Here is a 26286-nt window from a genome sequence, read left to right as displayed (position 1 = left end):
AGGCCGAAGCTCAGCCCTTCAGGGCCGAGTGTTGTCACGCCTGGTATATGAAGATCCGGCTATGCTGGCTTCACCACTGCTTTTGTTTCCAAGAATTCACCAAATGCGGTTTCACCCCATTCGCGACCATTGCCTGACATTTTGTATCCTCCGAATGGAGCTTCGGGATCTTCACCCGCTCCATTGATGAAGACCACTCCCGCACGAATCCGATCGGCGACTTCGTTCGCCCGCTTGTCGCTGCCGGACTGGATAAACGCTCCAAGCCCGTAAACGGTGTCGTTGGCGATTGCGACTGCGTCATCAACGTCATTGTATCCGATGATGCAAAGGACCGGACCAAAGATCTCCTCACGCGCAATGGTCATGTCGTTCTTCACATCGGCGAAGATAGTGGGCTTGACGTAATAGCCAGTGCTCAATCCGTTAGGGCGGCCAGGCCCTCCGGTGACCAGTGTAGCGCCCTCTTCGATTCCCTTGTTTATCAATGACTGTATTCTATTCCACTGGCGCTCGGAGACAACCGGCCCCATGTAAACAGCCGTGTTCGGATCACCGACGGTGATCGTAGCAGAAACTGCTTTTGCAATGGCTTTGGCTTCTTCCATCTTATCAGCAGGAACCAGCATGCGGCTCGGAGCATGGCAAGACTGACCGGCATTTATCATGAGACGATATATGTTTTGCGTGATAGCACTTTGCAAATTGGCGTCATCTAGGATGATATTCGGCGATTTACCACCAAGTTCCTGATGGACACGTTTGACGCTATCGGCCGCCCGTTTGGCTACATCGATACCTGCGGCCGTTGATCCGGTGAACGACACCATATCAATGTCAGGATGAGCTGAAATAGCGGCGCCCACGGTGGGTCCGTCGCCATCGACAAGGTTGTAAACTCCGGCCGGCACGCCTGCTTCATGAAAAATCTCCGCCAGTATATGTGCCGAAAAAGGCGCGATTTCAGACGGCTTGTGAACGCTAGTGCAGCCTGTCGCCAGAGCCGGGAACACCTTCACCACGATCTGATTGATCGGCCAGTTCCACGGCGTTATCATGCCAACGACGCCGATAGGTTCACGACGAATTTCGGTCCGAACACCTCGAGGATGTTCGAACTTGTAGTTCTTGAGCGCCGCAATGGCGGTTTGCAGATGGAGGAAGCCGATTCCCGCCTGCGTATCGGTGGCGAATTTTATTGGCGCGCCGAGTTCTTCGCTCACCGCGGCTGCCAGGTCCGCGTGCCGCTTGCCATAGACAGAGAGAATGCTCGACAGCAGGTCGATCCGTTCTTGGCGGCTCGTGCGAGAGAAGGTTTTAAACGCCGAACGAGCGGCGATGACGGCGCGATCCACATCAGCGGCCGTGGCAAGCGTAATCTTGCCGGCGGCTTTCTCCGTCGCGGGGTTGATGACCTCGACGGCATGTCCGCCCAACGAAGCAGTCCAGGCGCCGTCAATATAAAGCTTGGTATAGTCTCTCATATAGGTCTCCTGTAGCCGCGGATGAGATTCCCGCGGTTTCCGACGCGTGAGTGGGTGGATTCAAGCCAATGGTTGGTTAGCCATTGGATTCGGCTAAATCTCATCGCGCCAGTCCATCTGAAATAGGAAAATGGCGCGATCGATCACGTAAGTCCGTATCCGCCTCCGCTTCATCGGAGGTTGAAGTGTTGCCGAAAGCAGCCTTCCCGAGTTCGGGCGGCGCCGAGCGCTGCCGGGATGTTAGTGGATGCTGTGCTTTCCGACCTCGTCTTGTCAGTTCTCGACGAGGTGGTAGTCTCCCTTGGATGCACCGCATTCAGGGCATTGCCAATCGTCCGGATATCCTCAAAGCGGGTGCCGGGGGCGATGCCGGAGTCCGGATCACCCTTGGCTTCGTCGTACACATGAGCGCAGTAGGCGCAGCTATACTTTCTCACGTCGCTTGCTCATGACGCTTGTCGGATCTGGCTGCGCCCGGTCGTATCGCCGCGGTGCAAGGTGGGAATCAGGTCGAAGTTGTGTTGAATGCGCAGGTCTCGCTCGCGCAGTTCGGGCTCCATCAGTTTCCAGACCTTGGCGTGGTTGTATGCAGGCGTGGTCGGCCAGAGATGGTGAATCAGGTGGTAGTTGTGCCACTGCAGCAGGGGAGCCAGAAGCCTTTCGAATCCGAGCCGCATAGTGGTGCCTGCCGTCAGGTTCTCACTCGTCGATGCGGCGGGCTTGATATGCGAAAGATGGCCATGCTCATCGCCATCCAGGTGGGGCAGCCATAAGAACGCCATCGACATGAGACCGAGCATTAGGCGGTTAGGCAGATACCACAGCATCAACAATTCCCAGCCATACCCGAGGTAGATAATTCCGACGATGGCCGCGACAGTGGCTAAAGTGTACGGTAGCGCTTTTCTCATGATCTTTTTGGCCCGCGCGTCGCCGCTGCGCAGGTTGTACGCAATGTAGTGATAGTCGGTGGTCATCCAGCGGAAAGGTAGCGTCCACCAGCTACCATGGAAGTAGTGATCCGGATCCTGCGGATCATTGGTGAAGCGGTGGTGCATCATGTGCGAGTAGCGAATTACGTCCAAGGACCCCGGCGAGCCGACCGCAGCCAAGACCATCTGGCCGACCCAATCGTTGAACTTCACGTTGGTCGACACGGCCCGATGAAGCGAATCGTGCATGACGTGGAAAAAGGGGTACATGGTGATCACATTCAGGAGCATCCCGACCCATAAGGGAATAATGCCCTGCATAGCGGCGATATCGACGCCAATGACGCCACAGACGACGTAAAGCAACACCGCCAGCGTCGGCCAGGCCACTTTCGGTGGGTTGGTCAGGCGATAGAGTTCAGCCTGCTTTTCAGGCGGGACTCTGACGGGATTCAACGAAGAGGCGTTAGATGACACGATGCTTTTCTCCTTGGTGAGTCACGGCTGCTTTTGATTGTTATGGTTCGTGACGTGATCTTGTTTCCCGGTGTGATTGTGGAAGTCAGGAGCTGCGTTCATCCAGTGTTGAGGTTGCCAAATATTTGACCTAAACTGCCAGAAATCATCGCCACTGCATTGCGACAGAACCATCCATGTCGAAAAGCGGTAAGGCAATGAGCGACAGTGCAACGTACAGCGCGTCGCTATCGTCGTGGTGCCAGCCTCCGCTCCGCCTACTTTCTTCTCCGCCAAGCTGATCGCCGCGCATGCGAGTGCCGCTATCAAGCAGCGCAACTGTTGCCCTTGCTGGACTTTCTCCCGTGCTTGAGGCGTATCGTGCGGCTGACAGGCCCGAAGCGGGCATCGATCTGGGTTTGGCAATTTCGGCAGCTTCGCACGGATTGGTAGGGCTTTTCGCGTTGTCCAGCGACACTCTATGGGACGCCATGGTGACGACAAGCCACCGTTCGCGAAGATCGGCACCTTCAACTCGCGGTCCTCGGTTAGCGAGTCGCTGATATTTAGACCCCGATCGCAGCAGAATAGCCGGTCAATGACACGACCGCTGGCTGATCTCTCGACCAACACTCTATCGGGCTGCGTCAATTACTCTATGAGCGGAGTGCCTGAGCTCTTGATGACGCCCCCCCATTTTTCAGCTTCACGCTTCATGAATCGGGCGAACTCGTCGCCGGACACACCGCCTACTTCTGCGCCCGTAGCTTCCAGGCTCTTTCGGAAGCTCGGACTCGACGTGATCCGTGCAATATCGGCGGTCACCTTCGCTACGTGTTCGGTCGGCGTCCCGGCCGGCGCCAACACGCCGAACCACGAAGACGCCTCGAAGCCGGGCAAACCGGCTTCCTCAAATGTTGGCACATCGGGCAATGAGCTCAGTCGTCTAGGGCTCGCAACGGCCAGCGCCCGGACAGTACCGGCCTGCACCTGCGGAATGACGGTAGGCAGATTGTCGAAAAGTATGGGAACGTGCCCGGCGATAAGGTCGGTCATGGCTGGCGCAGCGCCACGATAAGGCACATGCCTGAGTTTGAGACCCGTCATCTTCTTGAACAATTCTGCCGAGAGGTGATGTGTCGAGCCGATTCCGGACGAGGCGTAATTGAGATCTTCGTCTTGGCTCCGCGCCAGATTCAGAAGCTCGGCGAGCGTAAAGGTCTGCAGCTTCGGATTGACTATCAGGACGATTGGAACACTCGCCAGCAGGGCGATCGGCGTGAAATCTTTGGCGGGATCGAAAGGCAGCTTCTTGTAGAGCAACGGATTTATCACGATCGGACCGGGCGAACTGACGAGATAAGTGTATCCATCTGCCGGCGCAGTCGCGGCGGCCTGCGTCCCGACATTACCGCCCCCGCCAGGCCTGTTCTCGACGACGACAGGTTGTTGCCAAGTCTCGTTGAGCGCCTCCGCTAAAAGACGCGCTACCGCATCGTTAGAACCTCCGGCAGGGTTCGGCACGATTAGCCGAACGGTCCGCGACGGGAACAACTCCGCTTGGACGGCGCTCGCCTGAACGATGATCGCAAGAGCAAACAAGCCTAGAACGACTTTTCTCACCGGGAACTCCCTATGCTCATCAGCTAGTCAATCGACAATGACAACCGATCGCCGCGTTAGAATTCTCGAGTCTCAGGAGACCGGCCCCTCCAGCTGCACATACCTCGGCTTCCAGCATGGAGAGGCTCGCTGGCTGGGACGGTAAGCCGCTTCGATTCGATCGTTCTCTTTGATGCGAATGACCGGGCCGTCGCGCAATTTGTCGTCTTTGCAGCTTGACCCTATAGCCCTCAGTCGAGGGTGATGTTCATTGACTTTACAAAGGTCTCCCAATAATCGACCTCACTCCTCACGAATTTTTCTGTATCCGAACCGTTCATCGAAGCGGGGATCGCTCCAAGATCGATCAGCCGCGCTTTGGTTTCGGGATGATTCATTGCGTACAGACCAGCAGCTTCGAGTTTGGCTTTGGTTGCTGCGGGCGTCCCCGCGCGAATACATACCGCGAACCAACTTTTGCTGACGAACTCAGGAAGTCCGGATTCCGAGATCGTTGGAACGCTTGGCAGCGCGGGCACTCGCACTTCGGTGGAGACTCCAATCGGGCGAATCGCATTCGACTGAACTAGTCCGATCGTTCCGGGGACGTTGTCGAACATCATCACGATGTTGCCGGCGATGAGATCCTGCAGTCCAGGTTGCGAACCCCGATATGGGACATGGATCATTTCAACGCCGGCAAGCCTTTGAAACAGCTCTCCCGACAGATGCATGATTGTCCCCTGACCGGCGCTGCCAAAGCTGTGACGACCAGGGCTCGCCTTGAGATAGGCAATAAACTCGCGCAAATTCGACGCGGGAACATCCCTGTTTATCACAAGGATGTTCGGGATAAGCGCAATGTTAAACACTGGAACGAGATCACGATCCGCCACGTAATTTAAGTTTCGGAAAAGAAATCTGCTGAGCACCAATGTGCTGAGATTGCCCAATAGGATCGTGTAACCATCTGCCGGCGATCGCGCGACTTCTCCGGTGCCTGTCGTTCCGCCGGCGCCCGACCTGTTCTCCACGACTATCGATTGCTTGAGGTAGTCGCCCATATGACGAGCGACCAAGCGTGCCACGGTATCGGTCGATGCACCCGGCGCGTAGGGAACGATCATTCGGAGAGGACGCTCAGGAAACTGATCCTCTGCTCGGGCGGACCTTACTCCGGCTGCTGCCGATAACGTGAAAGCCAGCGCGTCACGTCGCGTGATGGACCTTATCGCCATGTTGTCATCACCATGTATGACTTTTAGTTTCGGCCGCGGCTGCAAGGGCGGCAAGAGCACGCGCGACACCTTCGACGCCCGGCGGGCTATCAAGCACTGTGTTGGCAGAGGCAGAGCTGGGCTGAGGTCTCGTCAGCAAGTGGTCATCCTCCCTGTCCCCTACCTTAGAGGGGTTCAAAAGAGACTACCGAGCCGAGCGTTGTCGCAGCTAATAATGATTTTCTCTACTTAAATAAGTAGATCATATCAGTCCCGAATCCGCCGTCCGTGCCAATCTCTTCAACTGATCGAGAAAGGCGACGACAGCAGGAGCCCGCTCCGACTTGCGATACACCATAGCCAAATCAGACTGCTGATTGATCTTTGCCAACGGCCGATAGACCACATCGGAAATTCGCAGGTTCCTAAGTGAGTCGGGCACGAAGGCCACGCCGAGGCCGCCGGCAACCAGTCCCGCAAGAGCTGTGAATTGTCCCGCGCGTTGCGTTACTTGAGGCGACAAGCCACCCGCAGCACATATTTGGGCAACTTGCGCGTTAAATCCGCTTCCCTCCTGGATCTGCACGGCGACGAATGGTTCGGACTTCAGGGCGCCAAGCTCTACGTTCTTTTGCCGCGCCAGTCGATGCCCGCGCGGTATGGCCAGTATGATCGGCTCCCGGTGCAACGACATTATCCCCACGCCGGTCGGCAGTGAGCTCACCGGAAGACGGAGAATTCCTACGTCAAGCCGGCCGCTGCTGACATCTTCCAACTGCTGGACGATTCCAATTTCGTTCAGGCGGAGCTCCACGAGAGGGTTGCCTACGCGAAACCGCGAGATTGCTTTCGCAAGGACACCCGTGAAGATTGCCGACCCCACATATCCAATTTCGATGTGCCCCAGTTCGCCTCGACCCGCTTGGCGTGCCACCAGCGCCGTCTTTTCAGCTTGCTGAAGTGTCCTGATCGCTTCGTTCAACGTGACCCGGCCGACGACGGTGAGCTTTACCGACCTTTTTGTCCGGTGGAAGAGCTCGACACCGAGTTCGCGCTCGAGTGCTCGAATTTGTTGCGTGAGCGCTGGCTGCGCAATGCCGAGGCGCTCGGCAGCCCTTCCGAAGTGCAGTTCTTCGGCCAGGACGGACATGTATTTCAAGCGACGCAATTCCACTCTCCGCCTCCATGGCGTGCTAGAGAATGCAACGTTTACTCGGCCAAGCCCATTCTCTCTTGAATAAGGCCTAACCATCAGCCGGAGCTGATTGTGATAACTTTATCCTATATGTTCGCATGAAAAGGGGAATTTTGAGCGGATGGGGCAAGGCGTGGCTCAAGCGGTACCGAAGGCGAGTTAGTGCTTCTTCGGACTTTGCCAGCGGCCCATGGCGGCTGGCTGTTGCTTCGTGCGCCGGTTCTGGCGGTCTTCGGCAAGGAGGTTTGCAGTGAGCGAGACCGCCGATCCGCTGGTGCTGGATTTCGTTGAATGGGGTCGCACGCGCCCCCGCGCACCTATGCTGAGGTGATCGCAAGCTGGAAGTCCTCCTTGCCCGCGCGTTACCATCTGGAAGGCCGCGGACCGCGGCTACGTCGCGCGCGAGACGGTGCCCGGCCTAAGGCCTGGTCATCGCGGCGATGGAAGGGGCGGGAGATTGCTGCGCATGAGCGAGCGATGACTTCACCACGTCCTCATTGCGAGCGTGAGCGAAGCAGTCCAGAATATCTCTGCGGCGGCCGACCGGTTGCTTCGCTAAGCACGCATGACGGAACAAAGCGATGTCACTCAAACTCTTCGAACTTGTCGGGACCGACGCTGCGCGTCCCTTCAGCCCGTACTGCTGGCGCACGCGAATGGCGCTGGCGCACAAGGGACTGCCGGCGCAATCGCTGCCCTGGCGCTTCACCGAGAAGAGCGCGATCGCACCGTACGGCTCCGATAAGGTGCCCGTGCTGCTGCATGACGAAGAGCCGGTGGTCGATTCCTGGACGATCGCGAATTATCTCGAAGACCATTTTCCGGACCGTCCTTCGTTGTTCGGCGGCGAAGGTGGCCGCGGCATAGCGCGCATGATCAACGCCTTCGGCGACATCACCGTCATCGGCGGCATCTTTCCGCTGATCGTCGCCGACATCCCGAAATATCTGGCCGAAGTCGACGCTGCCTATTTCCGCCAGTCGCGCGAGGCGCGCTTTGGGGGCAAGACACTGGAACAGGTCATGGCCGGCCGCGACGCTGGCGTGATCGCGTTCCGCAAATCGCTGGAAGTGATGCGGCAGACCCTGAAGAAGCAACCCTACCTGGGCGGCGCCGCGCCGAATTATGCCGACTACATCGTGTTCGGCGGCTTTCAGTGGGCGCGAGTGGTGAGCCCGTTCAAGCTGCTGGAGGCAGACGATCCGATCTACGGGTGGCGCGAGAAGCTGCTCGACGCGTTCGAGGGCATGGCGCGAAGATCGCCGGGCCACGCAGTCTAAGGCGGCCGCTCACGCGAGTGGCTCGGTCCGGGAGAAGCCTCCGGTCGGCCGTCGATTTCCGAAGCCGTTCGCTCTCACGACGGCCGAACGCTTTATGCAACCGCGTGTTTGGCCGCCGCTACTTCAGCCGTCGGGACGCGGCTTTCAGCGCCGAACCGGGCGAACCGGACCACCTGGTCAGCGACGACCTGAAGGCCAGGCAACCAGTTGGCGTCAGCTCCTACGGCAGAGGGAGCGCCGGTAAGGATGGTTGCGGCGTATGGCGTCGGCCATCCTCGCAAGGCGTGAACCACCGAACGCATGGCCACCAGCGTCGTCCCTATTGCCTGATGGCCGTTCGCGCAAACGATGCACCCGACGGCTCTTCCTTCCCAGTAGGAGCGCTCGTCGTCGCGCATTTCTTCGGTGTAATCGATGACATTTTTGATCAATCCTGACATCGAGCCGTGATATCCGGGCGAGGACAGAATGATGCCGTCGGCGCGACGCAGAACGTCCACAATCGCGGCCGCCGCCGGAATGTTCTTCACGGTGGCTGGATCATACGGCGGCAGGATCAGCGAAGGTCCGGCAATGGCGTGAACGTCACATCCTTGCGCGCGCACCATGTCCAGTGCAATGTGCAGCGCACGCTCCGAGCTCGAGCCGACTCGCGTCGATCCACCAATTCCCACGATCAAAGGGCTACCGGCCCCCATAGACGTTCTCATTTCCGAACTCCGCTACCAATTGCTCGACCGCGCACATCGTTCGACCGATTTCATGCTTCCATCCAATTTAGCGGCAAGCGGCTGTGGTGAGTATGCTGAAAGCGCTGATCGCAGATATCATCAACGACGATATCGTTTGCGCAGCACACGCCAACGGGCTCAGAATGCCGGTGCGCCTGCGGCGCGCGGATCGCGATGCCCTCCTTGTTGCACGCATCTTGCGTGGCGCGCTCTGGCTCTCCATCCGGCGAGAAGTGGAAAGTATCGACGAGGACGCAGCGCGGTCGCGTGCCTATAAGCGCATGCAAAGACGCGCCTCGACCCGGCCCTGAGGGGCCAGGTTTGCAGCGCGCAAGAAGATCAACGAGTGGCTTGACGTTCCGTCATGCGCCGTCGTGGTTGGTCCAGCGTTCGAGAAGCTCACCTATCGGCAACCTGATTAGCTTCCTTGCCTACCATCGACGTCGCCTAGGGATTCTTCCAGTCTTGCCATAAACCCTTCTGGGTTCTCCAATGCGACGATGTGTCCCGCGTCCGGAACGACCGCGTGCTTCGCGCCCGGTATCTTGGCCGCGGCCGCCGCCAAGATTTCGGGCGGCGCTCCTTTGTCCTTGGCTCCGCCGATGACCAGGGTCGGCACGGAGATTTCCGAGATACGTGGCCCGAAGGACAGCGTCTTGAGCGCCTCGCAGCAGCCCTCATGCCCAAGGGGATTGGTGGTGCGGATCATCGTACGCACCTTGTTCAGCACCGGTGGATTTCGGCCGACGGTTTCCGGCGTGAACCAACGCTCGATTGTACTGTCGACAACACCGTCCATGCCCTTCGCGCGCGCCTTGTCGATGCGGGACTGGAAGTACGCCGCGTAATCCGGCGGCGCGTCTGGACGCGAATCGCATGCAACCAACGAGCGAAGCCGCGCGGGATGCTCGATACCGAGCCCATAGCCGATCATTCCGCCGATCGACAATCCGATCCAGTGCGCCTTGTCCACCCCACATGCGTCCATCAATTGAACAGCGTCCTCGATCAACATCGGAAACGTGTAGGGGCCGGGCACAGCCTCGGTTTGGCCGTGGCCGCGCTGGTCGTAACGGAGGATTCGGTAATCCTGCCTGAGCGCCATGACAACATCATCCCAAAGGGTCATGTTGTTGGCCAGCGCATGCGACAAAGCGATCCACGGCCGGCCTTTCGCCGCATCGATCACCTCGCAGTTAAACTTGACGCCGTTGACCTCGACCTTCATCAAATGACCTTCCTACCCGCCTACATACTCAAGATCGTCGGCGAGCTTGAGCTCGACCAACACGTTCTCCTTGCCGGACTCCTCGCACAGCATCGACCGATGGGCGATGCCCTTGGGAATGAAGAGCATGTCGCCTGGCCGCATTGTACGGGTCCCCATTTCGGTTTCCCACTTCAGCGCACCTTTAATGCATATGATGATCTCATGCGCATCAATATTGCGATGCCAGAAGGACATGTCTTCCTTGCTGCGCTTGGACAGATCGACCTTCGTGCGCTCCGAACTATAGAGACGTAGCGGTGTTCCGTCGGCCTTGTTCAGGTTGGACGGAGCGTACTTCTCGTCGAAAATGTTCAAGAGACGAAATATCTCTGCGTGTTCGGCAACCCCGGCGTTCTCGATCGGTGATGACTGATGCTCAAGGACCACGTTCCTGCCGTTGATCGTCACCACTTCCCTGAATAGATCGCTCATTAAAGCCTCCACTTCGTTTTTCGCTAGATGAAACTTCGTGCTCCGTGCGCCTCTGTCGGGCACGGTCCAGCTGACGATGGACCTGCGGCCCAACGTCGTCTGGTCAGGCGACTGACGACTTCGGGTCCTGGAGGTACGGCATGACATCGCACGCAAAACGCTCGATGTTTCGTTGCGTTAGCTCGTCCGAGAGCGTGCCGAACTGAAGGAGGCAAACCATGTTGCCGAGCCCAGTTCGATCTCGCATCTGCTCGAGGCGATTGCGAACGGTCTGTGGGCTGCCGACGACAACCGTTCCTTTCGCGATCAGCTGATCGAGGGTCTGGCGCTGGATGCCGAGACCGGTCCGGACCTTGGCTAGAGCCTTGGTGGAGGCGATCGAGGAATAGCCGGGCGGGATCAGCATTTCCCAAGGCATGGGCAGATAATCGTTGAACAAGCGCTCGAGCGGCTCGCGCGCCTCTTCCTGCGCGCGTTCGTCCGTATCGGCCACATAGATCGGAGCAGCCCATCCTAACTGGTTGGACGAGGCTTCATAGCCGAACTGCTGGGCTTCCGACCGATACACGTTGAGATACTTCTCGACAGCCTCGGCGGTGCTGAACGTCACGACGAAGGGATACTTGCGTTCCGGCGCGGCAGCCCAGTGAATGGTCTCCGCAGAGCCTTGCGAAGGAATCCAAATCTGGGGGTGCGGGTTTTGGTATGGCCGCGGCCACAGATTGGTGTACCTGATCGAGAAGTGCTCGCCCTCGAACGCAAACGGGCCAGTTTCCCTCCAGGCTCGAACGATCAGATCGTGCGCCTCGTGGAAGCGCTCGTGCGAGAATGCTGGATTGACTCCAGAGGAGTGATACTCGGCCCCGATGCCTCGAACGAATCCGACAACAAGCCGTCCTTTCGACAAATTGTCCAGCATTGCGAATTCTTCGGCAATGTTGACGGGATTGTTCACCAGCGGCAGAGCGCGGCCGAAGACGCCGATCCGAACCTTCTTGGTCTGCTGGATCAGCGCGCTGGCGATCAGGTTCGGAGCCGGCATCAAACCATAAGCGGTTTGGTGATGCTCGTTGACAGCGATGATATCGAAACCAAGCTTCTCGCCGCTGACTAACTGCTCCATATAGGACGCATAATCTTCCGCGCCCTTCACGGGGTCGTAGAGCGAGTTCGGCAGCGCCGTCCATGCGGAGCGATATTGTTTGGCGGCGACGAAGTCGAGGGCACGATAAGGCATGAGATGAAAAAGAACGAACTTCATGATGCGACCCCGTCGGTAAATGCCTTGACCTTTTCAAACAGCGCGCCCGCCGCTTCGATGTGAGGTAGATGCCCGCATTTTTCCAGCAAAGACAGCTGCGCATGCGGAATGCGCTCGCCCCAGCGTTTTGCGTATGCGACCGGGATGAGCTTGTCGTCCTGGCCCCAAATCACCTGGGTCGGCACCTTGATGCGATGCAGCCACTTTTCGAGATCAGGGTTGAACATGCGCGGCTGCCACGCATAGCGCGTGGCCGCGAAGCGGTTCTTGGTCTGAACCTCGATCTGCTCGTCCGTGAACTTCATCCCCAGCAAGCGATCGGCAATGGCCTGATCGAAGAACAGCTCGCGCGTCGCCTCTTCGGGCGACCAGATGAAAAAATCAGCCACCGGGGTGCCCTTGACCCGAATGCCGGCGGGAGCAACTAACGTCAAGCTGGCCAATCGGCTTGCGTTCCGCACCGCGAGCTCGGCCGCTACCCAGCCTCCTAGCGACGTTCCGACGAGATGAACCTTGTCCAGATTCATCTGCTCGATGAAGTCCAGGTAGAACATCGCTAGATCCGACACGCTCCGGATCCAGTCCGGCGAGTCCGAGCGGCCAAAGGCCGGATGATCCGGGACGAAGAGCTGGTAAGCGCTCGACAACTTTTCGAAGAACGGAAGCCAGGGGCCGACGCCATTTGCCCCGTGGAGGAAAATAAGGGCCTGTCCTGAGCCATGTTTTTGGAGTCCGATACGTACTCCGCCGATGTCGACGACTTCGCTGGTAGGTCCCATTCGCCCGCGCTCCCTCTCACGTTCACTTGCTATTGAAGCGCAACTTATAGGGAGGAGGCTCTCAGGCTAGATGGCGATAATTGATAGGGAGTATCAGACGAAGTAATAGCTGCCCCGAGCGAAACGATTCGCCTCACTGCGGCGCCGACTGCAACTGATCCCAGAGCGCGTCGACTTGCTTGAACTCCAGTTCGATCATATGGACAAACTGTCGCGCTGCGGCACTCAGTGGCCGACGGTGGTCGAAGAGCGCGTAGAGATCGAAGGACAGCGCAGGCTCGACGACGGGATAGACGAACACTTTCGGGTTATCCAGGTCGTCGACCATGCCGATGAACGCCCCCATGACCGCCCAATCTGAATTCATGGCAATCGATATGGATCCTGCCGTACTGTTGATCTCGATGACCTTCTCGGCATTGATCAGACCCCGCTCGATGTACTCTTGCGCAGCACGGCCAAAGCTGTGTTTGGTCGTCGGCAGGATCAGCTTCAGGCCCTCGGCTCGTGTCAGGTCGCAAGGGGTAAGCGAGGCGCCGAACAACGGTGATCCGCTCATCAGCACTACCCGATCGCGGTACAACAGCCGCTGTACCAGGTGGCCTTCAACTTCCGGCCGAGATCCCAATGCGAAGTCGACCAGACCGTCACGGACCCACTCCACAAGGGTGCCCGTGTAGCTTTCCGAGACCACGACATCTACGTGAGGATGACGTTCGAGGAACGGCAGAAGGACATTCTTTAGTAAGCTGCGATTAAACATGCCCGAAAGACCGACGTGTATCTTGCCCGTCACCGCGCCCTTCGGATTCTCGACCCTGAGCTCTTCTTCTGCGAGCGAGATGTTCTGCATGATAGCGACGCATCGCTTGTAGAGCTTGTTTCCGGCCGCCGTGGCCTTGATACCGCGAGGATGCCGCTCGAACAGCTGAACGCCGAACTCCTCCTCAAGGCGACGGATCTGCATGCTCAGGGCCGGCTGCACGGTACGCGCCTTGATCGCCGCCTTGCTGAAGGAGCCCTCCTCAAAGACCCACATAAAGTAGCTGAGTTGCTTGATTTCCATTACTGCCCACGGGATTGACGTCGTCTTCCGGCACTTGCGCCGCATCGGCCTGCAGTGCGTCTTCGAGGGCACCACCATACGTATGCGTTACCATACTAGGTGAAGTTCCGTCCCGTAGCTACCCCGAGAGGCTAGATCATGACCGAACCGCCATCGACGCAGATGGTCTGACCCGTCATGAAATCGCTCGCCGGCGAGGCCATGAACAGCAACGTTCCGATGAGATCTTCGGGATAGACTTCCCGCTTGATGGCACGTGTTGCGACATTTCTGCTGACGACATCCGAATTCCAGCTGGCATTGTTGAGGATACCAGCACTCATCGTTAATCCGGGCGCGATCGCGTTGACGCGAATGCCGAAATCACCCAGCTCGCGCGCGGCCGCGCGTGTTAGGGAAATCACCGCCCCCTTAGAGGCGACATAATGGGCGAGGCCGGGCGAGCCTTTAATGGCGGTGCCCGACGCCAGATTGATGATCTTGCCGTAGCCGGCCTTTTTCATCGGCTGAACGACCGCCTTGATGCACTCGAACGTGCCGCGGGTGTTGACCGCCAGGACACGGTCCCAATCATCGGAACTGATCTCGGTCAGCGGTTGCAATTTCAGTATCCCTGAGATCGCGGCATTGTTGACTAGAATGTCGACGCTGCCAAACTGGCGTATGGCCACGTCCACCATCGCGGCAACCGATCGTCCATCGGTAACGTCAAGTCGCACCGCAGCTACGTTGCGTCGAATGCTTTCGATGGCACGGTAGGTCTCTTCGGTCGAGCTGATGTCGCCGATCACGATCGACGCGCCCGCTCTTGCCAATTCCGTAGCGAACGTCGCCCCGAGCCCTTGACCGGCTCCGGTTACGATCGCAACTTTGCCGGCAAGTGGCTTGACGCCGGTCAATTGATCTGCGTCCGACATTCGCTTGTCTCCTTAGATTGCAGTCGCTCCGCCATCGATAGGAATGACGGCCCCCGTGATGTAGCTTGATGCAGGTGATGCTAGGAGCGCCGCAAGTCCTTTGATCTCGTGCGGAAGCCCGATGCGGTTAAGCAATGTATCGGCAGCGAATTGTTTCGCCGTGTCGGCCTGTCGCATGCGGCCCTGGCCGATGTCGGTCAGGAAAGGTCCGGGCGCGATCGCATTGATAGTCACGTTATCGGTCGCTAGTTCGACGGCCGACTGCCGAACGAGGTTGCTAACCGCAGCCTTGGTCGCAGCATAGGCGTAGCCGACCATCCGCTCGGCGCGAATACCGGCAATCGATGACGTCACCACGATGCGACCAGATTTTTGTTTCCGCATGTGCGCGGCCGCAGCCTGGATCGTGATGAAGACACTGGTCAGGTTGAGCCTCAGGAGCGTATCCCAGTGGACCGGGTCGAACTGAGCCATAGCCCCTCTCTCCGTCAAAGGCCCTGGCCCCGCGGAGATGCCCGCATTCGCGATCATGATGTCCAGACGCCCAAAGTGGGCGGCCGTCCTGTCGATCGTCGAGCGCAATAGATCCAGTTCACCCACGTCAAGCACGAGACCTTCTGCAGACAAACCGCGCCCCCTCAGCCGAGCGCAAGCTTCGTTGACGGCGACTTCGTCGACATCGGATAGGATCGTCGTGGCACCCTGCTCCGCAACCGCTTCCGCCATCGCGAACCCGAGGCCTCTTGCAGCGCCGGTAACGAACGCAACTTTCCCCTTGAGGTCAAACATCTCTTTTACATGCATCAGTCATTCTCCTATCGGGGGAGGGCAGCGGGGGCCCGGCCTAAATCCCCGACTCCGCGGTGCCGGCCCGTGATCAGCTCAACGTGCCTTGGCCTCGATCACGTCGAAGCTTCGACCGGCCGTTTCAGGAAGGATCAATGCAGCCAACACACATATGAGGGCGGCAAGCGCTCCCACCAAGATTCCATTGAGGATATTGCCACCGCTCATCGCGGCCACGACCGGTACGGCGTAAGGCGCAAGACTGCCGATTCCCCGGCCGATCATGTAGATCGTGGACACGGCGCTCGACCGGGTCTCGACCGGGTATAACTCGGAGAACCAAGCGCCGAACATGCCTGCGGCAACCTGCCCGCAACCCCAGACGAGGTAAGCGAGGAACAGAGACCATGTCCAGAGTTCACCCGTAAATTTCTCTTCCTTCGAAAGATACAAGCCGGCAAATCCCACCAAACTCAGCAACATCGGCAAGACGATCCCCAGCTTGCGTCCAAGACGGTCCGAGTACCAACCGAAGATTAGGTAGGTCGCACCCATGGCGCCCGCGAAGAGCAGGCTGATGTTGCGTACGACTTCCGGCGAGGCTCCGAGCTTCAGCATGTGGCCAGGCATGAACACCGAAACCGAATAGAAGGCGAACATGTAACCGGCGACGATGGCAAACCCGAGCAACGTGTATTTCAGCGACGGGCCTTTGAATATCTCGATGAGCGGGCTGTCCGCCGCCGACTTCTCGGGCGGCAGTTCTCCGGCTTTGCGCATGCGCTCGTATTCGAGCCAGACCTTCGATTCCGGCATCCAGAAGCGGACGTACACCATGAGGAGGAGTGGAGCACCACCTGTCAGCAACGCGACGCGCCAGCCCCAGTCAGGGTCAAAGCTGCCGAGCGCCCAAGCCGAAACGATGGCCGCGCCAGCAATGCCGCCGGTTGCTGAAGCCTGGATGATACAGCTGCCAAATCCGCGCCGATTCTTGTCCCACACTTCGTTGAAGAGCACTATGCCGGCGCCCCACTCGCCGCCTAGCCCAACGCCGGTGATCGCGCGCAGGACCAGCAACGACGTGAAATCCCACGCAGCGGCAGAGGCGATTGCTCCAAGCGAGAACAACAGAAGCGTCAGAAGGAGCGAATTCTTGCGACCGATCTTGTCGCCGAGCCAGCCGAACAGAACGCCCCCGATCACCGATCCGATCAGAGTGACCGTAGTGATGATGCCGGCCTGCGTGAGAGTAATAGAGAGAGACTTCTGAATGGCCCCCATCAGAAACGCGATAATTAGAATATTGTAGAAGTCGAGACCAAACCCCAAAATGGCGGAGGTCAGCACGCTCCGCTTCTCGCGGCCGTCATAGGCCAAATGCCCTGCACCCATTTCCATCCCCGTTTCGGCATGGTCCTCAGCCGATCCATAACGTTCGGTCTGGCACCTGCTTGTTATATTTGCCCCAAGCTGTACGCGCGGGACGACCGAAGGGTTCACGTTGGTGGGCTATCGACGGTTGCGACGAGCAGGCGCTCGAACGCGTGCCCAACGGTTCTGAAGTAATGCTTTCCCTTCGGTCGGCTGCAGACACTATACAGAACCAACGCTCGCTCCACATGGCTGGGCGTGATAGGAAGTATCATCATACGTTATATCGTCGGAAGCTCGTGTGGCGTCGCGACTGACCCTCGCGACACCGACTGGCTATGGACCTGAGTTTCTGTCGGAATTTATGATGAGATCAGGTGAGAGATCGCTTCATGACGCACCGCAATCTGGCGACGCTCTAGCACCTCCCTTTCAATGGCTCAGACGCAAGCCGTCACAGATGCAAGCGCATGCAGCAAGCACGGTTGTCCACGTTTCTTCGGATGCGGTTCATTGCCGTCTAGGGGACAGGGCCGACGACTAGGCGCGTCCCACGTTGGACACTCCTTGCATCGGCATGAAGCGCCAAGTATCTCGGTTCTCACGCCGTCCGCTCGACAAAGAAGAATAGGCATACCTCGACGATGAATAGCGAACGCGTATCCTTTCGCTCTTCTGCTCGAGCCGACGGTCTCGGTCATCAGGGATCGCATCGAAGAGATTGAAATCATGGGGCTTTGAAAGGCGAACGCCAAGGTCGGCACAGTTGGCGTACGGCTTCGCCCGCTTTGCGTGGTCCTCGTTGAACCGTTATTCGCGACGGATGGCTGTCGGCACGGCCGGCAGAGACTTGATTCCGCTCTCGCGCTGCCGCTATTCAGATCGAGCCTTTGCGTATTGCAATTCGAGCAAGTCGAATACCCATGAAGTTCACCGGAACGAAGAACTACGTCGCAACCGACGACCTCAAGGTCGCTGTCAATGCCGCGATGGTGCTGGAGCGCCCGCTCCTGGTGAAGGGCGAGCCCGGCACCGGCAAGACGGTGCTGGCTGAGGAGGTGGCGAAGGCGCTGAACGCGCCGCTGCTCACGTGGCACATCAAGTCCACCACCAAGGCGCAGCAGGGCCTCTATGAATACGACGCGGTGTCGCGCCTGCGCGACAGCCAGCTCGGCGATGCCCGCGTCTCGGACATCAAGAACTACATCAAGCGCGGCAAGCTGTGGGAAGCCTTCACCGCCGAGCAGCGCCCGGTGCTGTTGATCGACGAGATCGACAAGGCGGACATCGAATTCCCGAACGATTTGCTGCTCGAGCTCGACCGCATGGAATTCCATGTCTACGAGACCGGCGAGACGATCAAGGCCAAGCAGCGCCCGATCATGATGATCACCTCCAACAACGAGAAGGAGCTGCCGGACGCTTTTCTCCGCCGCTGCTTCTTCCACTACATCAAGTTCCCCGACGCCGAGACGATGGGCCGCATCGTCGACGTCCACTTCCCCGGCATCAAGAAGCGCCTGGTCGAGGAGGCGCTGCGGATCTTCTTCGAGGTGCGCGAGGTGCCCGGGCTGAAGAAGAAGCCGTCGACCTCCGAGCTGCTCGACTGGCTCAAGCTGCTGCTCAACGAGGACATGAGCGTCGAGCAGCTGCGCGAACGCGATCCGCGCAAGCTGATTCCGCCGCTGCACGGCGCCCTGCTCAAGAACGAGCAGGACGTGCACCTGTTCGAGAGGCTGGCATTCCTCAGCCGGCGAGAGGTCTAGCGGACCGGACACGTCTCCAAAACGGACTAGGGACGCTTCAGCCATGAATAGCACGCGAGCGGCAATGTTGAATTTGGTGACTACTCTCGGCCCCGAAGGGCCGAGCTTCTTGCGCGCAAGAAGATCAACCCGATTTATTCATCGATGGGAGAGCGAGGGAAACTATTGAAACAAATCGAGTTTTGTCCTCCATGTCCCAGCACCTCGCTAAGTCGCAAACGACCGAACTCACCGACTTCCGGAATGGCGCGAAGCGTCACTTGGTGATTGGATAATGGATGTGGTGCGAAGACCTTGATATGCAGATCCTCGGTGTCATTTGGACTGGAGCCGACTAGATGGGTCATTCCCAAGCGGACAAGGTAAAAAGTCGGCAGCGTATACTGGATGCAGCGGCAGTTCAGATCCGCGAGCTGGGACTGGATGGCATCAGCATCGCCGAACTCATGAAGTCCGCAAAATTGACCCACGGCGGGTTCTACGGTCATTTTGACTCCCGCGATCAGCTGATTTCAGAGGCTTTGGCAAAAGCTCTCTCGGAAGGGGGTCCGGAATCTGTGCGCTTGGGGAGCACGAACGGACCGCGGACACTTAAGACGCTGCTGAATACTTATCTCAGTAAGGCCCATCGCGACGACCCGAGCGTGGGATGTGCGGTGGCTGCCTTGGCGGGCGATGTCGCGCGAAGCGACCGAAAGACTCGTGAGGTCATGACGGACTATCTTTCGAACTACTTCGATAATGTGGCCGACTTGCTGAAAGGTGATCATCCCGACGAATCGGCCATCGCTATCGTGTGCACGATGGTCGGAGCCGTCGCTCTCGCGCGGGTCGCGAGAGACCTTTCGATGTCCGATAAGATACTGCGCGCTGCGCAACGAAGCATTCTCGATCTCGTGGAATGTCGGGGGACAGCGGGCGGATGATAGCGGTCGGTACAAATCCGAGAGTTCGGGATGCCTTCGATAACGTCCGCTTGTTGGAACACAGTCCTTATCCGAAGGTAAGCGCGCTGTCATCCCGCCGGCTCGCGTCTTGCTGCGGCCTGAGAGGAGAGAAACGACATGAAGCTCTACGATTTCGGACCAGCGACTAGCGCTCAACGCGTCCGGGTCTTTCTGGCCGAAAAGCGCATTGAGCTTCCGACAGAGCAGTTGAACGTTCGGGAAGGCGCCCAATTTACCCCTGCCCTCTCGGAGATGAACCCGTTTCACTGCGTCCCGTTCTTGAAGTTGGACGACGGCACGGTCATCGCGGAATCGGTGTCGATCTGCCGCTACCTCGAGGAAATCCACCCGCACCCGTCCCTATTTGGGCGCACGGCTACAGAACGTGCGGTGGTCGACATGTGGCAACGGCGCTTCGAGCTCGACGGCTTTATCCCGACACTGCACGCGATACGCAATTCCATGCCCATTTTCGCCGGCAGAGTAGTGCCTGGCACGCGCAACGATCTGCCGCAGTTGCCTGAACTGGTGACCCGGGGACGCGAAATGATGGAGATTTTCCTCGGCCGCGTCGACCCGCATATGGCCAAGAACGAGTTCGTCGCTGGTCCGTATTTCAGCATCGCCGATATTACCGGGTTCTTCGCGATACGATCTGCCGCCACGCTGAAGATGGACATCGGCGCCCGGTATCCGTCCGTAGCTGCTTGGTTCGCCAAGGTGTCTGCCCGCCCTTCCTTCGGGCTCTAGGAGGCTCATATGAGCAATGCAGTCTGTCTCGTCACCGGAGTTGGACCCGAGCACGGCACCGGCGCCGAGATCGCCAAGCGCTTCAGCGAGGGCGGCTACAGGGTCGCGATGATCGCCCGAAATGCGGAGAACCTCCGCACCCTGGCAGCGAAGTACGATGGCGCGCGCGCTTATCCCTGCGATGTCGGTGACCTTGAGGCTTTGGCCGAAACCATCGCTCTCATCAAGGCGGAGATGGGTGCCCCGGAAGTCATAATTCACAATGCTTTACGTGCGACGAGGGGAAGCATCTTGTCCATGGACCCCGAGGATTTGGAGAGAAACTTCCGCGTCAATGCCACCGCGCTACTTCATCTGGTCCGAGCAACCATTCCTGAGATGCTGCAAGCCGGAAAAGGTGCGATCCTAGTGACGGGCAACACCTCGGCCTTCCGTGGAAAGGTCAACTGGGGCTTCTTCGCTTCGACCAAAGCCGCCCAGCGGATTTTGGCTGAATCCATGGCACGCGAATTCGGGCCGAAGGGAATTCATGTCGCCTATTTCATGATCGACGCTGCAATCGACACTCCCCGCACCCGACCGGTTTTGGCAGCTGATAAGCCAGACGACTTTTTTGCGAAGCCCGCTGCGATAGCAGAGGAAATGTTCCGTGTCGCCCATCAGGATCGGTCGACCTGGTCATTCCTCGTCGAACTACGGCCCTTCGGCGAGGTCTGGTGAAGGGCGCCAGAAAAACTTGCCCGTGACCGCCACGACCGCTCGCGGATTCGAACGCTCGGAGCGAATGGGACGTTCACGCAACTTGATGAAGACGCTTCTGAGTGGCTTTTTGGGCTGCAAACCAGGATTTTGTATTGGCGAGTTCCGTCTCCAGAAACCGCCACACCTGTCTAGTCATTCTTCGGAGATCCGTCTCTCGGCGGCGCAATAGCCAGAGGTCCAGAATCGCGGTCTCTTCAGGGAGCACACGCACCAATCCTTCAGCCACCGCAAAGGGGATCGGCAGGAACGCCAAACCGAGCCCTTCTGCTGCAGCAGCGAAGTGATTGGCAACCGGCATGATATTCAACGTATTGCGGGCATTCTGAGCTGCATTGAAGGCATTGAGCAGTCTGATGGGTCCAACGCGCCCCCTATGTGCTTCTGCGTAGTCAGCGGGTCTTGCAATCAAGTCGTGGTCAACCAGGTCATCTAAGGTCTTCGGCGCACCGTGCTCTTCCACGTACCCAGCGGAAGCGAACAGACCGAAAGCGATCATTCCGACACGCCGACCGACGAGCTCATTGTCACCAGGCTGACCTATCCGTATGACTAGATCGAGATCGCTGGCCGCCAGGTTCTGTTGTTCGACGGTCGAATTGATCTCGAGTCGGATCTGAGCGTTCAAGGCGCGCAACTTTTTTACGCGAGGCAACAACCAGTGCTTGGTCAATCCCTCGGTCGCGGAGATCTTCACCGCGGTGGATCTATCACCGACTCGGAGGGACAAATCCTTATGAAACGCCTCGAACGAGCGAACGATCTCTTCAGCCGAACGGTGAAGCTCCTCTCCTTCTTGGGTCAACTTCACGCCGGATGACACCCGAAAGAACAGCGGCGCTCCTACATTGCGTTCCAGCTCCTTCAATCGTCTGCTGAGGGTCGGCTGGCTCATTCCCAGTGCGCGCGCGGCCCTGTTGACACTCCCGGTCTGCGCCACAGAAAAGAAAAGCCTGAAGAGATCCCAATTTGTTTCCGCCAATCGAGACTTCTGCTGGCTTGCGGCGGCTTGCTCGTGCGGGAGATCGCGCACTCCAGTATCGAAGCAGCCCTCGCTCCGTGCGCGCTTGACGCGCGTGAGACTCTCCGCAGTCATTTCCACCCCCAACGCTTAAGCTTTCGAGCGGAACGCAAAATGATGCTCGTCATCTTTTGATCAGCATGATAGCTATCATACAGAACGTCAAGCTCGGATCTGCACAAGAAACAGCAACGAGCTGAAGAAAATCTGAATCTCGGTTCATTTTATTCGCGGGACGATGTCCTCATAAGGAAGTCCGTTGGCACCGGGACCACTGAGCTGCTTTGCGAAATCGCAGATAGAGTAGCAGTCATAACGCTGAATCGGCCCGACGCGAGAAACGCGCTCTCGGACAAGCTCACTCCCGCGCTGCGACGAACAATCAAGCAATGCGGTGAGGACGCCGACGTCGGCGCGCTCTTGATCACCGCGACGAGGCGCGCCTTTTGCGCCGGTGGCGATGTGAAAGGAATGGGTGATGGGTCCAACAAGGCGCAGTTGACGTTCGATGAGCGGCTCGCTGATCTGCGGACAAAACAGCGTACCCTCACGGGGGCGCTTGCTGCCCTTGGAAGCCCACTGTTGCCGCGTTGCCCGGTGTGGCAGCGGGAGCTGGAATGTCCATTGCGCTCGCGTGCGACATACGGATAGCTGCAGCGTCCGCGAGCATGGTCACGGGATATGCTCGCATCGGTTTGACCGGGGACTATGGCATCTCGTGGCTATTGACCCGTCTCGTGGGCACCTCGCGCGCGAGAGAGCTGATGTTCCTATCCGAGCGGATCGACGCGCGACGATGCGAAGCACTCGGGCTCATCAATCGGGTAGTTGAGGACGGCGAATTGCAGGGTGTCGCCTTCGCGCTTGCCAGGCAGCTCGCGAGCGGTCCGGCATTTGCGCTTGCCCGCATTAAGGACAATCTCGATCATGCGATGATGGCGACTCTGCTGGACTCACTTGATCATGAAGCAGCCAACTTGGTCAGCGCCAGTCAAAGAGCCGACCACAAGGAAGCTGTTCGGGCCTTTAAAGCGGCCCCAGATCTTTTCTGGACGTTGATCGAAGCTCCTTCCGGGCCAACGGCGCTACATCGCCTTGACGATATTCTCGGTGACCTTCTTGGCGTCGCCGAGCAGCATCATGGTGTTGTCGCGATAGAACAGCGGATTGTCGATGCCGGCATAACCCGAGGCCAGTGAGCGCTTGATAAACATCACCGTGCCGGCCTTCCAGACCTGGAGCACCGGCATGCCGTAGATCGGCGAGGTCTTGTCCTCTTCGGCGGCCGGGTTGGTGACGTCGTTGGCGCCGATCACGAAGGCGATGTCGGCCTGCGCGAATTCGGAGTTGATGTCCTCCAGCTCGAACACCTCGTCATAGGGCACGTTGGCTTCGGCGAGCAGCACGTTCATGTGGCCGGGCATGCGGCCCGCGACCGGGTGAATGGCGTACTTCACCTCCACGCCTTCCTTCTTCAGCATGTCGGCCATCTCGCGCAGCGCGTGCTGGGCCTGCGCCACCGCCATGCCGTAGCCCGGCACGATGATGACCTTGGAGGCGTTCTTCATGATGAAGGCCGCATCGTCCGCAGAGCCGAGCTTGGCCGGCCTCTGCTCGCCGCTACCGCCGCCGGCCGCAGCGGTCTCGCCGCCGAAGCCGCCGAGGATGACCGAGATGAAGGACCGGTTCATCGCGTGGCACATGATGTAGGACAGGATCGCGCCCGAGGAGCCGACCAGCGCGCCGGTGATGATCAGCGCGGAATTGCCGAGCGTGAAGCCGATGCCCGCGGCGGCCCAGCCGGAGTAGGAGTTCAGCATCGAGATCACGACCGGCATGTCGGCGCCGCCGATCGGGATGATCATGAGCACGCCGAGCACCAGCGCCAGGATGGTGATCATCCAGAAGTCGAATGCGCCGCCGGTGAGGACGAGCCGGACGACGAAGAACACCAGCGCCACGGCCAGCGCGATGTTGATGACGTGGCGGAACGGCAGGATGATCGGCGCGCCGCTCATGCGCGCGGACAGCTTGAGGAACGCGATCACCGAACCGGTGAAGGTCAGCGCGCCGATGGCGACGCCGAGCGACATTTCGACCAGGCTGGAGGCATCAATGGCGCCGGGCTTGCCGATGTCGAACGCCTCCGGCGCGTAGAACGCGCCGGCGGCGACCAGCACCGCGGCCATGCCGACCAGCGAGTGGAAGGCTGCGACCAGTTCCGGCATCGAGGTCATCGGCACGCGGCGGGCGATCACGGCGCCGATGCCGCCGCCGATCGCGACCGCGAGGATCACAAGAACCCAGGCCACGCCGTCGGCCGGCGGATGGCTCGCGAGCGTGGTGGCGACCGCGATCGCCATGCCGATCATGCCGAACAGATTGCCCTGGCGCGACGATGCCGGGCTCGACAGCCCGCGCAGCGACAGGATGAACAGCACCCCCGCCACGAGATACAAGAAAGCAGAGAGATTGGCGCTCATCTCAGGTCCCCATTGATCCCTTCAGCCCGAGCTGGCCGCTTACTTCGACTTCTTCTTGTACATCGCCAGCATGCGCTGGGTGACAAGGAAGCCGCCAAAAATGTTCACGCAGGCGAAGATGAGCGCGACGAAGCCGAAGCCGCGCGCCCAGCCAGAGCCGCTCGAGACCATGCCGACGCCGACCGCGAGCAGCGCGCCGACCACGATCACCGAGGAAATCGCGTTGGTCACGCTCATCAGCGGCGTGTGCAGCGCCGGCGTCACCGACCACACCACGAAATAGCCGACGAACACGGCGAGGACGAAGATCGACAGCCGGAAGATGAAGGGGTCGACGACCTGTGCAACATGCTCCATGACGGGTCTCCTTAAACCTTCGGCTGGAAGTTCGGGTGGATCACGGCACCGTCTTTCGTCAGCGCGGTCGCCTTGACGAGCTCGTCGTCCCAGTTCACGGCGAGCTGCTTCTCCTTCTTGTCGACCATGGTCTCGATGAAGGAGAACAGATTGCGGGCATAGAGGCTGGAAGCCGAGGCCGCGACGCGGCCGGCGACGTTGGTGTAGCCGACGATCTTGATGCCATCGAGATCGACGACCTCGCCGGCCTTGGCGCCTTCGACATTGCCGCCGCGCTCGACGGCGAGATCGACCAGCACCGAGCCCGGCTTCATCGACCTGACCATGTCGGCACTGACGAGCTTCGGCGCCGGGCGGCCCGGGATCAGCGCGGTCGTGATCACGATGTCCTGCTTCTTGATGTGCTCGGCGGTGAGCGCGGCCTGCTTGGCCTGGTATTCCCTGGACATTTCCTTGGCGTAGCCGCCGGCCGTCTGCGCGTTCTTGAACTCCTCGTCCTCGACGGCGAGGAATTTCGCACCGAGCGATTCCACCTGCTCCTTGGTCGCGGGCCGGACGTCGGTCGCGGTCACCACGGCGCCGAGGCGGCGGGCGGTCGCGATCGCCTGCAGGCCGGCGACGCCGACGCCCATCACGAACACCTTCGCGGCAGGCACGGTGCCGGCCGCAGTCATCATCATCGGGAAGGCGCGGCCGAAGGCCTCGGCGCCTTCGATCACCGCGCGGTAGCCGGCGAGATTCGCCTGCGACGACAGCACATCCATCACCTGCGCGCGCGTGATGCGCGGCATCAATTCCATCGCGAAGGCGGCGACGCCGGCGTCGGCCATCGTCTTCAGCGCGGCCTCGTTGCCATAGGGGTCCATGATGGCGATGACGAGCGCGCCGCGCTTGTACTGTGCAAGCTCGGAGGCCTCGGGACGCTTCACCTTGATGACGATGTCGGCATCTTTCAGCGCATCCGCGCTGACGGTGGCGCCCACGGCGGTGAATTCGGAATCCGGCAGGCCCGACTTGAGGCCGGCACCCGGCTCGACGGCGATCTCGGCGCCTAACGCCCTAAACTTCTTCACCGTATCAGGCGAAGCGGCGACACGCGGCTCCGACGGATCGATTTCCTTGGCAACGGCGATCTTCATGGGGGGTTACCGGCGACCATTGTGAGATATCTGAAAAACGCGGCCGCGTGCGACGCGCTGGAGGACTAAAAACCTGACGGAAATCCTCGCAATCCAAAATCTGAATATCGTCCTAGTCACCGGTGAATAACGAGTCGAGGTCCCCAGCGCGTTCTAGAAACGCCCCGCTGCGGGCTCTCCGCGCGGCCGCCTCTTCGGATCGACTATCGTTATGCCGCTTGACCGACCCTCTTGCCCGTGTAGGATGAAACAATCCTAAATTGCGCATCTGCTAATTATGAAAGC

General features: G+C 59.2%; 25 protein-coding genes and 3 pseudogenes. 9 read left to right on the top strand and 19 right to left on the bottom strand.

The genetic code is table 11. From position 1 onward, the window contains the following. Positions 1-59: 59 nt before the first annotated feature. From BRAD3257_RS08095 to BRAD3257_RS08085, 3 genes and pseudogenes are all read right to left on the bottom strand, one after another. The gene (locus BRAD3257_RS08095) at positions 60-1484 is read right to left on the bottom strand and encodes an aldehyde dehydrogenase family protein (RefSeq protein ID WP_122401428.1); all 1425 of its coding nucleotides are present in this window, start codon (positions 1482-1484) and stop codon (positions 60-62) included. A gap of 273 nt (positions 1485-1757) precedes the next feature. Continuing rightward, positions 1758-1921 (bottom strand): annotated as a pseudogene (locus tag BRAD3257_RS08090) (rubredoxin). Between the two features lie 9 nt (positions 1922-1930). Next, positions 1931-2893, bottom strand: a complete 963-nt coding sequence (locus tag BRAD3257_RS08085; protein WP_145986978.1) for a fatty acid desaturase — start codon at positions 2891-2893, stop codon at positions 1931-1933. 290 nt (positions 2894-3183) lie between these two features. Here BRAD3257_RS08085 and BRAD3257_RS42155 point away from each other — a divergent pair, with 290 nt between their 5' ends. Further along, positions 3184-3435, top strand: coding sequence for an AraC family transcriptional regulator ligand-binding domain-containing protein (locus BRAD3257_RS42155; RefSeq protein ID WP_122401426.1), 252 nt, complete (start codon positions 3184-3186; stop codon positions 3433-3435). Between the two features lie 88 nt (positions 3436-3523). On the opposite strand, the gene BRAD3257_RS08075 is transcribed toward BRAD3257_RS42155, so the two are convergent. From BRAD3257_RS08075 to BRAD3257_RS08065, 3 genes are all read right to left on the bottom strand, one after another. Next, entirely contained in the window at positions 3524-4495 is a 972-nt protein-coding gene (locus tag BRAD3257_RS08075) for a Bug family tripartite tricarboxylate transporter substrate binding protein (RefSeq protein WP_122401425.1), read from the bottom strand. A gap of 230 nt (positions 4496-4725) precedes the next feature. Next, on the bottom strand, positions 4726-5601 hold the full coding sequence (locus BRAD3257_RS08070) for a Bug family tripartite tricarboxylate transporter substrate binding protein (protein WP_160118773.1): 876 nt from the start codon (positions 5599-5601) through the stop codon (positions 4726-4728). 352 nt (positions 5602-5953) lie between these two features. Then, positions 5954-6865, bottom strand: coding sequence for a LysR substrate-binding domain-containing protein (locus tag BRAD3257_RS08065; RefSeq protein ID WP_160118772.1), 912 nt, complete (start codon positions 6863-6865; stop codon positions 5954-5956). 271 nt (positions 6866-7136) lie between these two features. On the opposite strand from BRAD3257_RS08065, the pseudogene BRAD3257_RS41900 reads away from it, so the two are divergent. Together BRAD3257_RS41900 and BRAD3257_RS08055 are read left to right on the top strand one after the other, a co-directional pair. Continuing rightward, positions 7137-7356 (top strand): annotated as a pseudogene (locus tag BRAD3257_RS41900) (hypothetical protein). 111 nt (positions 7357-7467) lie between these two features. Further along, positions 7468-8166 carry a glutathione S-transferase family protein gene (locus tag BRAD3257_RS08055; RefSeq protein ID WP_122401422.1) on the top strand — a complete coding sequence of 233 codons (699 nt, stop codon included), beginning with the start codon at positions 7468-7470 and terminating at the stop codon, positions 8164-8166. Between the two features lie 92 nt (positions 8167-8258). Here BRAD3257_RS08055 and BRAD3257_RS08050 read toward each other — a convergent pair whose 3' ends face one another. Further along, the gene (locus BRAD3257_RS08050) at positions 8259-8864 is read right to left on the bottom strand and encodes an NADPH-dependent FMN reductase (RefSeq protein ID WP_122406425.1); all 606 of its coding nucleotides are present in this window, start codon (positions 8862-8864) and stop codon (positions 8259-8261) included. A gap of 104 nt (positions 8865-8968) precedes the next feature. Between BRAD3257_RS08050 and BRAD3257_RS08045 the strand changes: the two genes are divergently transcribed. Next, the gene (locus tag BRAD3257_RS08045) at positions 8969-9208 is read left to right on the top strand and encodes a hypothetical protein (protein ID WP_122401421.1); all 240 of its coding nucleotides are present in this window, start codon (positions 8969-8971) and stop codon (positions 9206-9208) included. Between the two features lie 107 nt (positions 9209-9315). Here BRAD3257_RS08045 and BRAD3257_RS08040 read toward each other — a convergent pair whose 3' ends face one another. The 8 genes from BRAD3257_RS08040 to BRAD3257_RS08005 all read right to left on the bottom strand — a co-directional run bounded on the left by BRAD3257_RS08040 (position 9316) and on the right by BRAD3257_RS08005 (position 16806). Continuing rightward, positions 9316-10125, bottom strand: coding sequence for an alpha/beta fold hydrolase (locus tag BRAD3257_RS08040; RefSeq protein ID WP_122401420.1), 810 nt, complete (start codon positions 10123-10125; stop codon positions 9316-9318). Positions 10126-10137: 12 nt separating this feature from the next. Next, the gene (locus tag BRAD3257_RS08035; RefSeq protein ID WP_160118771.1) at positions 10138-10599 is read right to left on the bottom strand and encodes a cupin domain-containing protein; all 462 of its coding nucleotides are present in this window, start codon (positions 10597-10599) and stop codon (positions 10138-10140) included. 103 nt (positions 10600-10702) lie between these two features. After that, complete coding sequence (locus BRAD3257_RS08030; protein WP_122401418.1) at positions 10703-11860, bottom strand: LLM class flavin-dependent oxidoreductase; 1158 nt, start codon at positions 11858-11860, stop codon at positions 10703-10705. Next, positions 11857-12639, bottom strand: coding sequence for an alpha/beta fold hydrolase (locus tag BRAD3257_RS08025; RefSeq protein WP_122401417.1), 783 nt, complete (start codon positions 12637-12639; stop codon positions 11857-11859). The genes BRAD3257_RS08030 and BRAD3257_RS08025 overlap by 4 nt, the downstream gene beginning before the upstream one ends. A gap of 133 nt (positions 12640-12772) precedes the next feature. Next, positions 12773-13705 carry a LysR family transcriptional regulator gene (locus BRAD3257_RS08020; RefSeq protein WP_160118770.1) on the bottom strand — a complete coding sequence of 311 codons (933 nt, stop codon included), beginning with the start codon at positions 13703-13705 and terminating at the stop codon, positions 12773-12775. A gap of 131 nt (positions 13706-13836) precedes the next feature. Beyond that, positions 13837-14622 (bottom strand): SDR family NAD(P)-dependent oxidoreductase, encoded by a 786-nt coding sequence (locus tag BRAD3257_RS08015; protein ID WP_122401415.1) that lies wholly within the window; start codon positions 14620-14622, stop codon positions 13837-13839. A 12-nt stretch (positions 14623-14634) separates the two neighbouring features. Then, a complete protein-coding gene (locus BRAD3257_RS08010) occupies positions 14635-15426 on the bottom strand; it encodes an SDR family NAD(P)-dependent oxidoreductase (protein ID WP_122401414.1) in 792 nt (263 codons plus the stop codon). A 78-nt stretch (positions 15427-15504) separates the two neighbouring features. Next, the gene (locus BRAD3257_RS08005; protein ID WP_122401413.1) at positions 15505-16806 is read right to left on the bottom strand and encodes an MFS transporter; all 1302 of its coding nucleotides are present in this window, start codon (positions 16804-16806) and stop codon (positions 15505-15507) included. Positions 16807-17702: 896 nt separating this feature from the next. Between BRAD3257_RS08005 and BRAD3257_RS08000 the strand changes: the two genes are divergently transcribed. From BRAD3257_RS08000 to BRAD3257_RS07985, 4 genes are all read left to right on the top strand, one after another. Continuing rightward, positions 17703-18545 (top strand): AAA family ATPase, encoded by an 843-nt coding sequence (locus BRAD3257_RS08000; protein WP_122401412.1) that lies wholly within the window; start codon positions 17703-17705, stop codon positions 18543-18545. 338 nt (positions 18546-18883) lie between these two features. After that, on the top strand, positions 18884-19471 hold the full coding sequence (locus BRAD3257_RS07995; RefSeq protein WP_122401411.1) for a TetR/AcrR family transcriptional regulator: 588 nt from the start codon (positions 18884-18886) through the stop codon (positions 19469-19471). A 138-nt stretch (positions 19472-19609) separates the two neighbouring features. Beyond that, entirely contained in the window at positions 19610-20242 is a 633-nt protein-coding gene (locus tag BRAD3257_RS07990) for a glutathione S-transferase family protein (RefSeq protein ID WP_122401410.1), read from the top strand. Between the two features lie 9 nt (positions 20243-20251). After that, positions 20252-20962, top strand: coding sequence for an SDR family NAD(P)-dependent oxidoreductase (locus BRAD3257_RS07985; protein ID WP_122401409.1), 711 nt, complete (start codon positions 20252-20254; stop codon positions 20960-20962). A gap of 73 nt (positions 20963-21035) precedes the next feature. Here the strand turns inward: BRAD3257_RS07985 and BRAD3257_RS07980 are convergent, their stop codons facing one another. Beyond that, positions 21036-22097 (bottom strand): LysR family transcriptional regulator, encoded by a 1062-nt coding sequence (locus BRAD3257_RS07980; protein ID WP_244607879.1) that lies wholly within the window; start codon positions 22095-22097, stop codon positions 21036-21038. A gap of 171 nt (positions 22098-22268) precedes the next feature. Between BRAD3257_RS07980 and BRAD3257_RS07975 the strand changes: the two are divergent. Next, positions 22269-23050: pseudogene (locus tag BRAD3257_RS07975) on the top strand (enoyl-CoA hydratase-related protein); the annotation flags it as partial. A 57-nt stretch (positions 23051-23107) separates the two neighbouring features. Here the strand turns inward: BRAD3257_RS07975 and BRAD3257_RS07970 are convergent. Genes BRAD3257_RS07970 through BRAD3257_RS07960 form a run of 3 tightly spaced genes read right to left on the bottom strand, consistent with a single transcriptional unit; the run spans position 23108 to position 26001 of the window. Continuing rightward, complete coding sequence (locus BRAD3257_RS07970) at positions 23108-24505, bottom strand: NAD(P)(+) transhydrogenase (Re/Si-specific) subunit beta (RefSeq protein WP_122401408.1); 1398 nt, start codon at positions 24503-24505, stop codon at positions 23108-23110. A 39-nt stretch (positions 24506-24544) separates the two neighbouring features. Then, on the bottom strand, positions 24545-24862 hold the full coding sequence (locus BRAD3257_RS07965) for a proton-translocating transhydrogenase family protein (RefSeq protein WP_091888212.1): 318 nt from the start codon (positions 24860-24862) through the stop codon (positions 24545-24547). An 11-nt stretch (positions 24863-24873) separates the two neighbouring features. Continuing rightward, on the bottom strand, positions 24874-26001 hold the full coding sequence (locus BRAD3257_RS07960) for a Re/Si-specific NAD(P)(+) transhydrogenase subunit alpha (protein ID WP_122401407.1): 1128 nt from the start codon (positions 25999-26001) through the stop codon (positions 24874-24876). Positions 26002-26286 lie beyond the last annotated feature (285 nt).

This window comes from Bradyrhizobium vignae (assembly GCF_900324035.1).
GTDB classification, from domain to species: Bacteria; Pseudomonadota; Alphaproteobacteria; order Rhizobiales; family Xanthobacteraceae; genus Bradyrhizobium; species Bradyrhizobium vignae.
The sequence above is the reverse complement of the archived record's forward strand: the minus strand, read 5'-3'. Positions and strand labels throughout refer to the sequence as shown.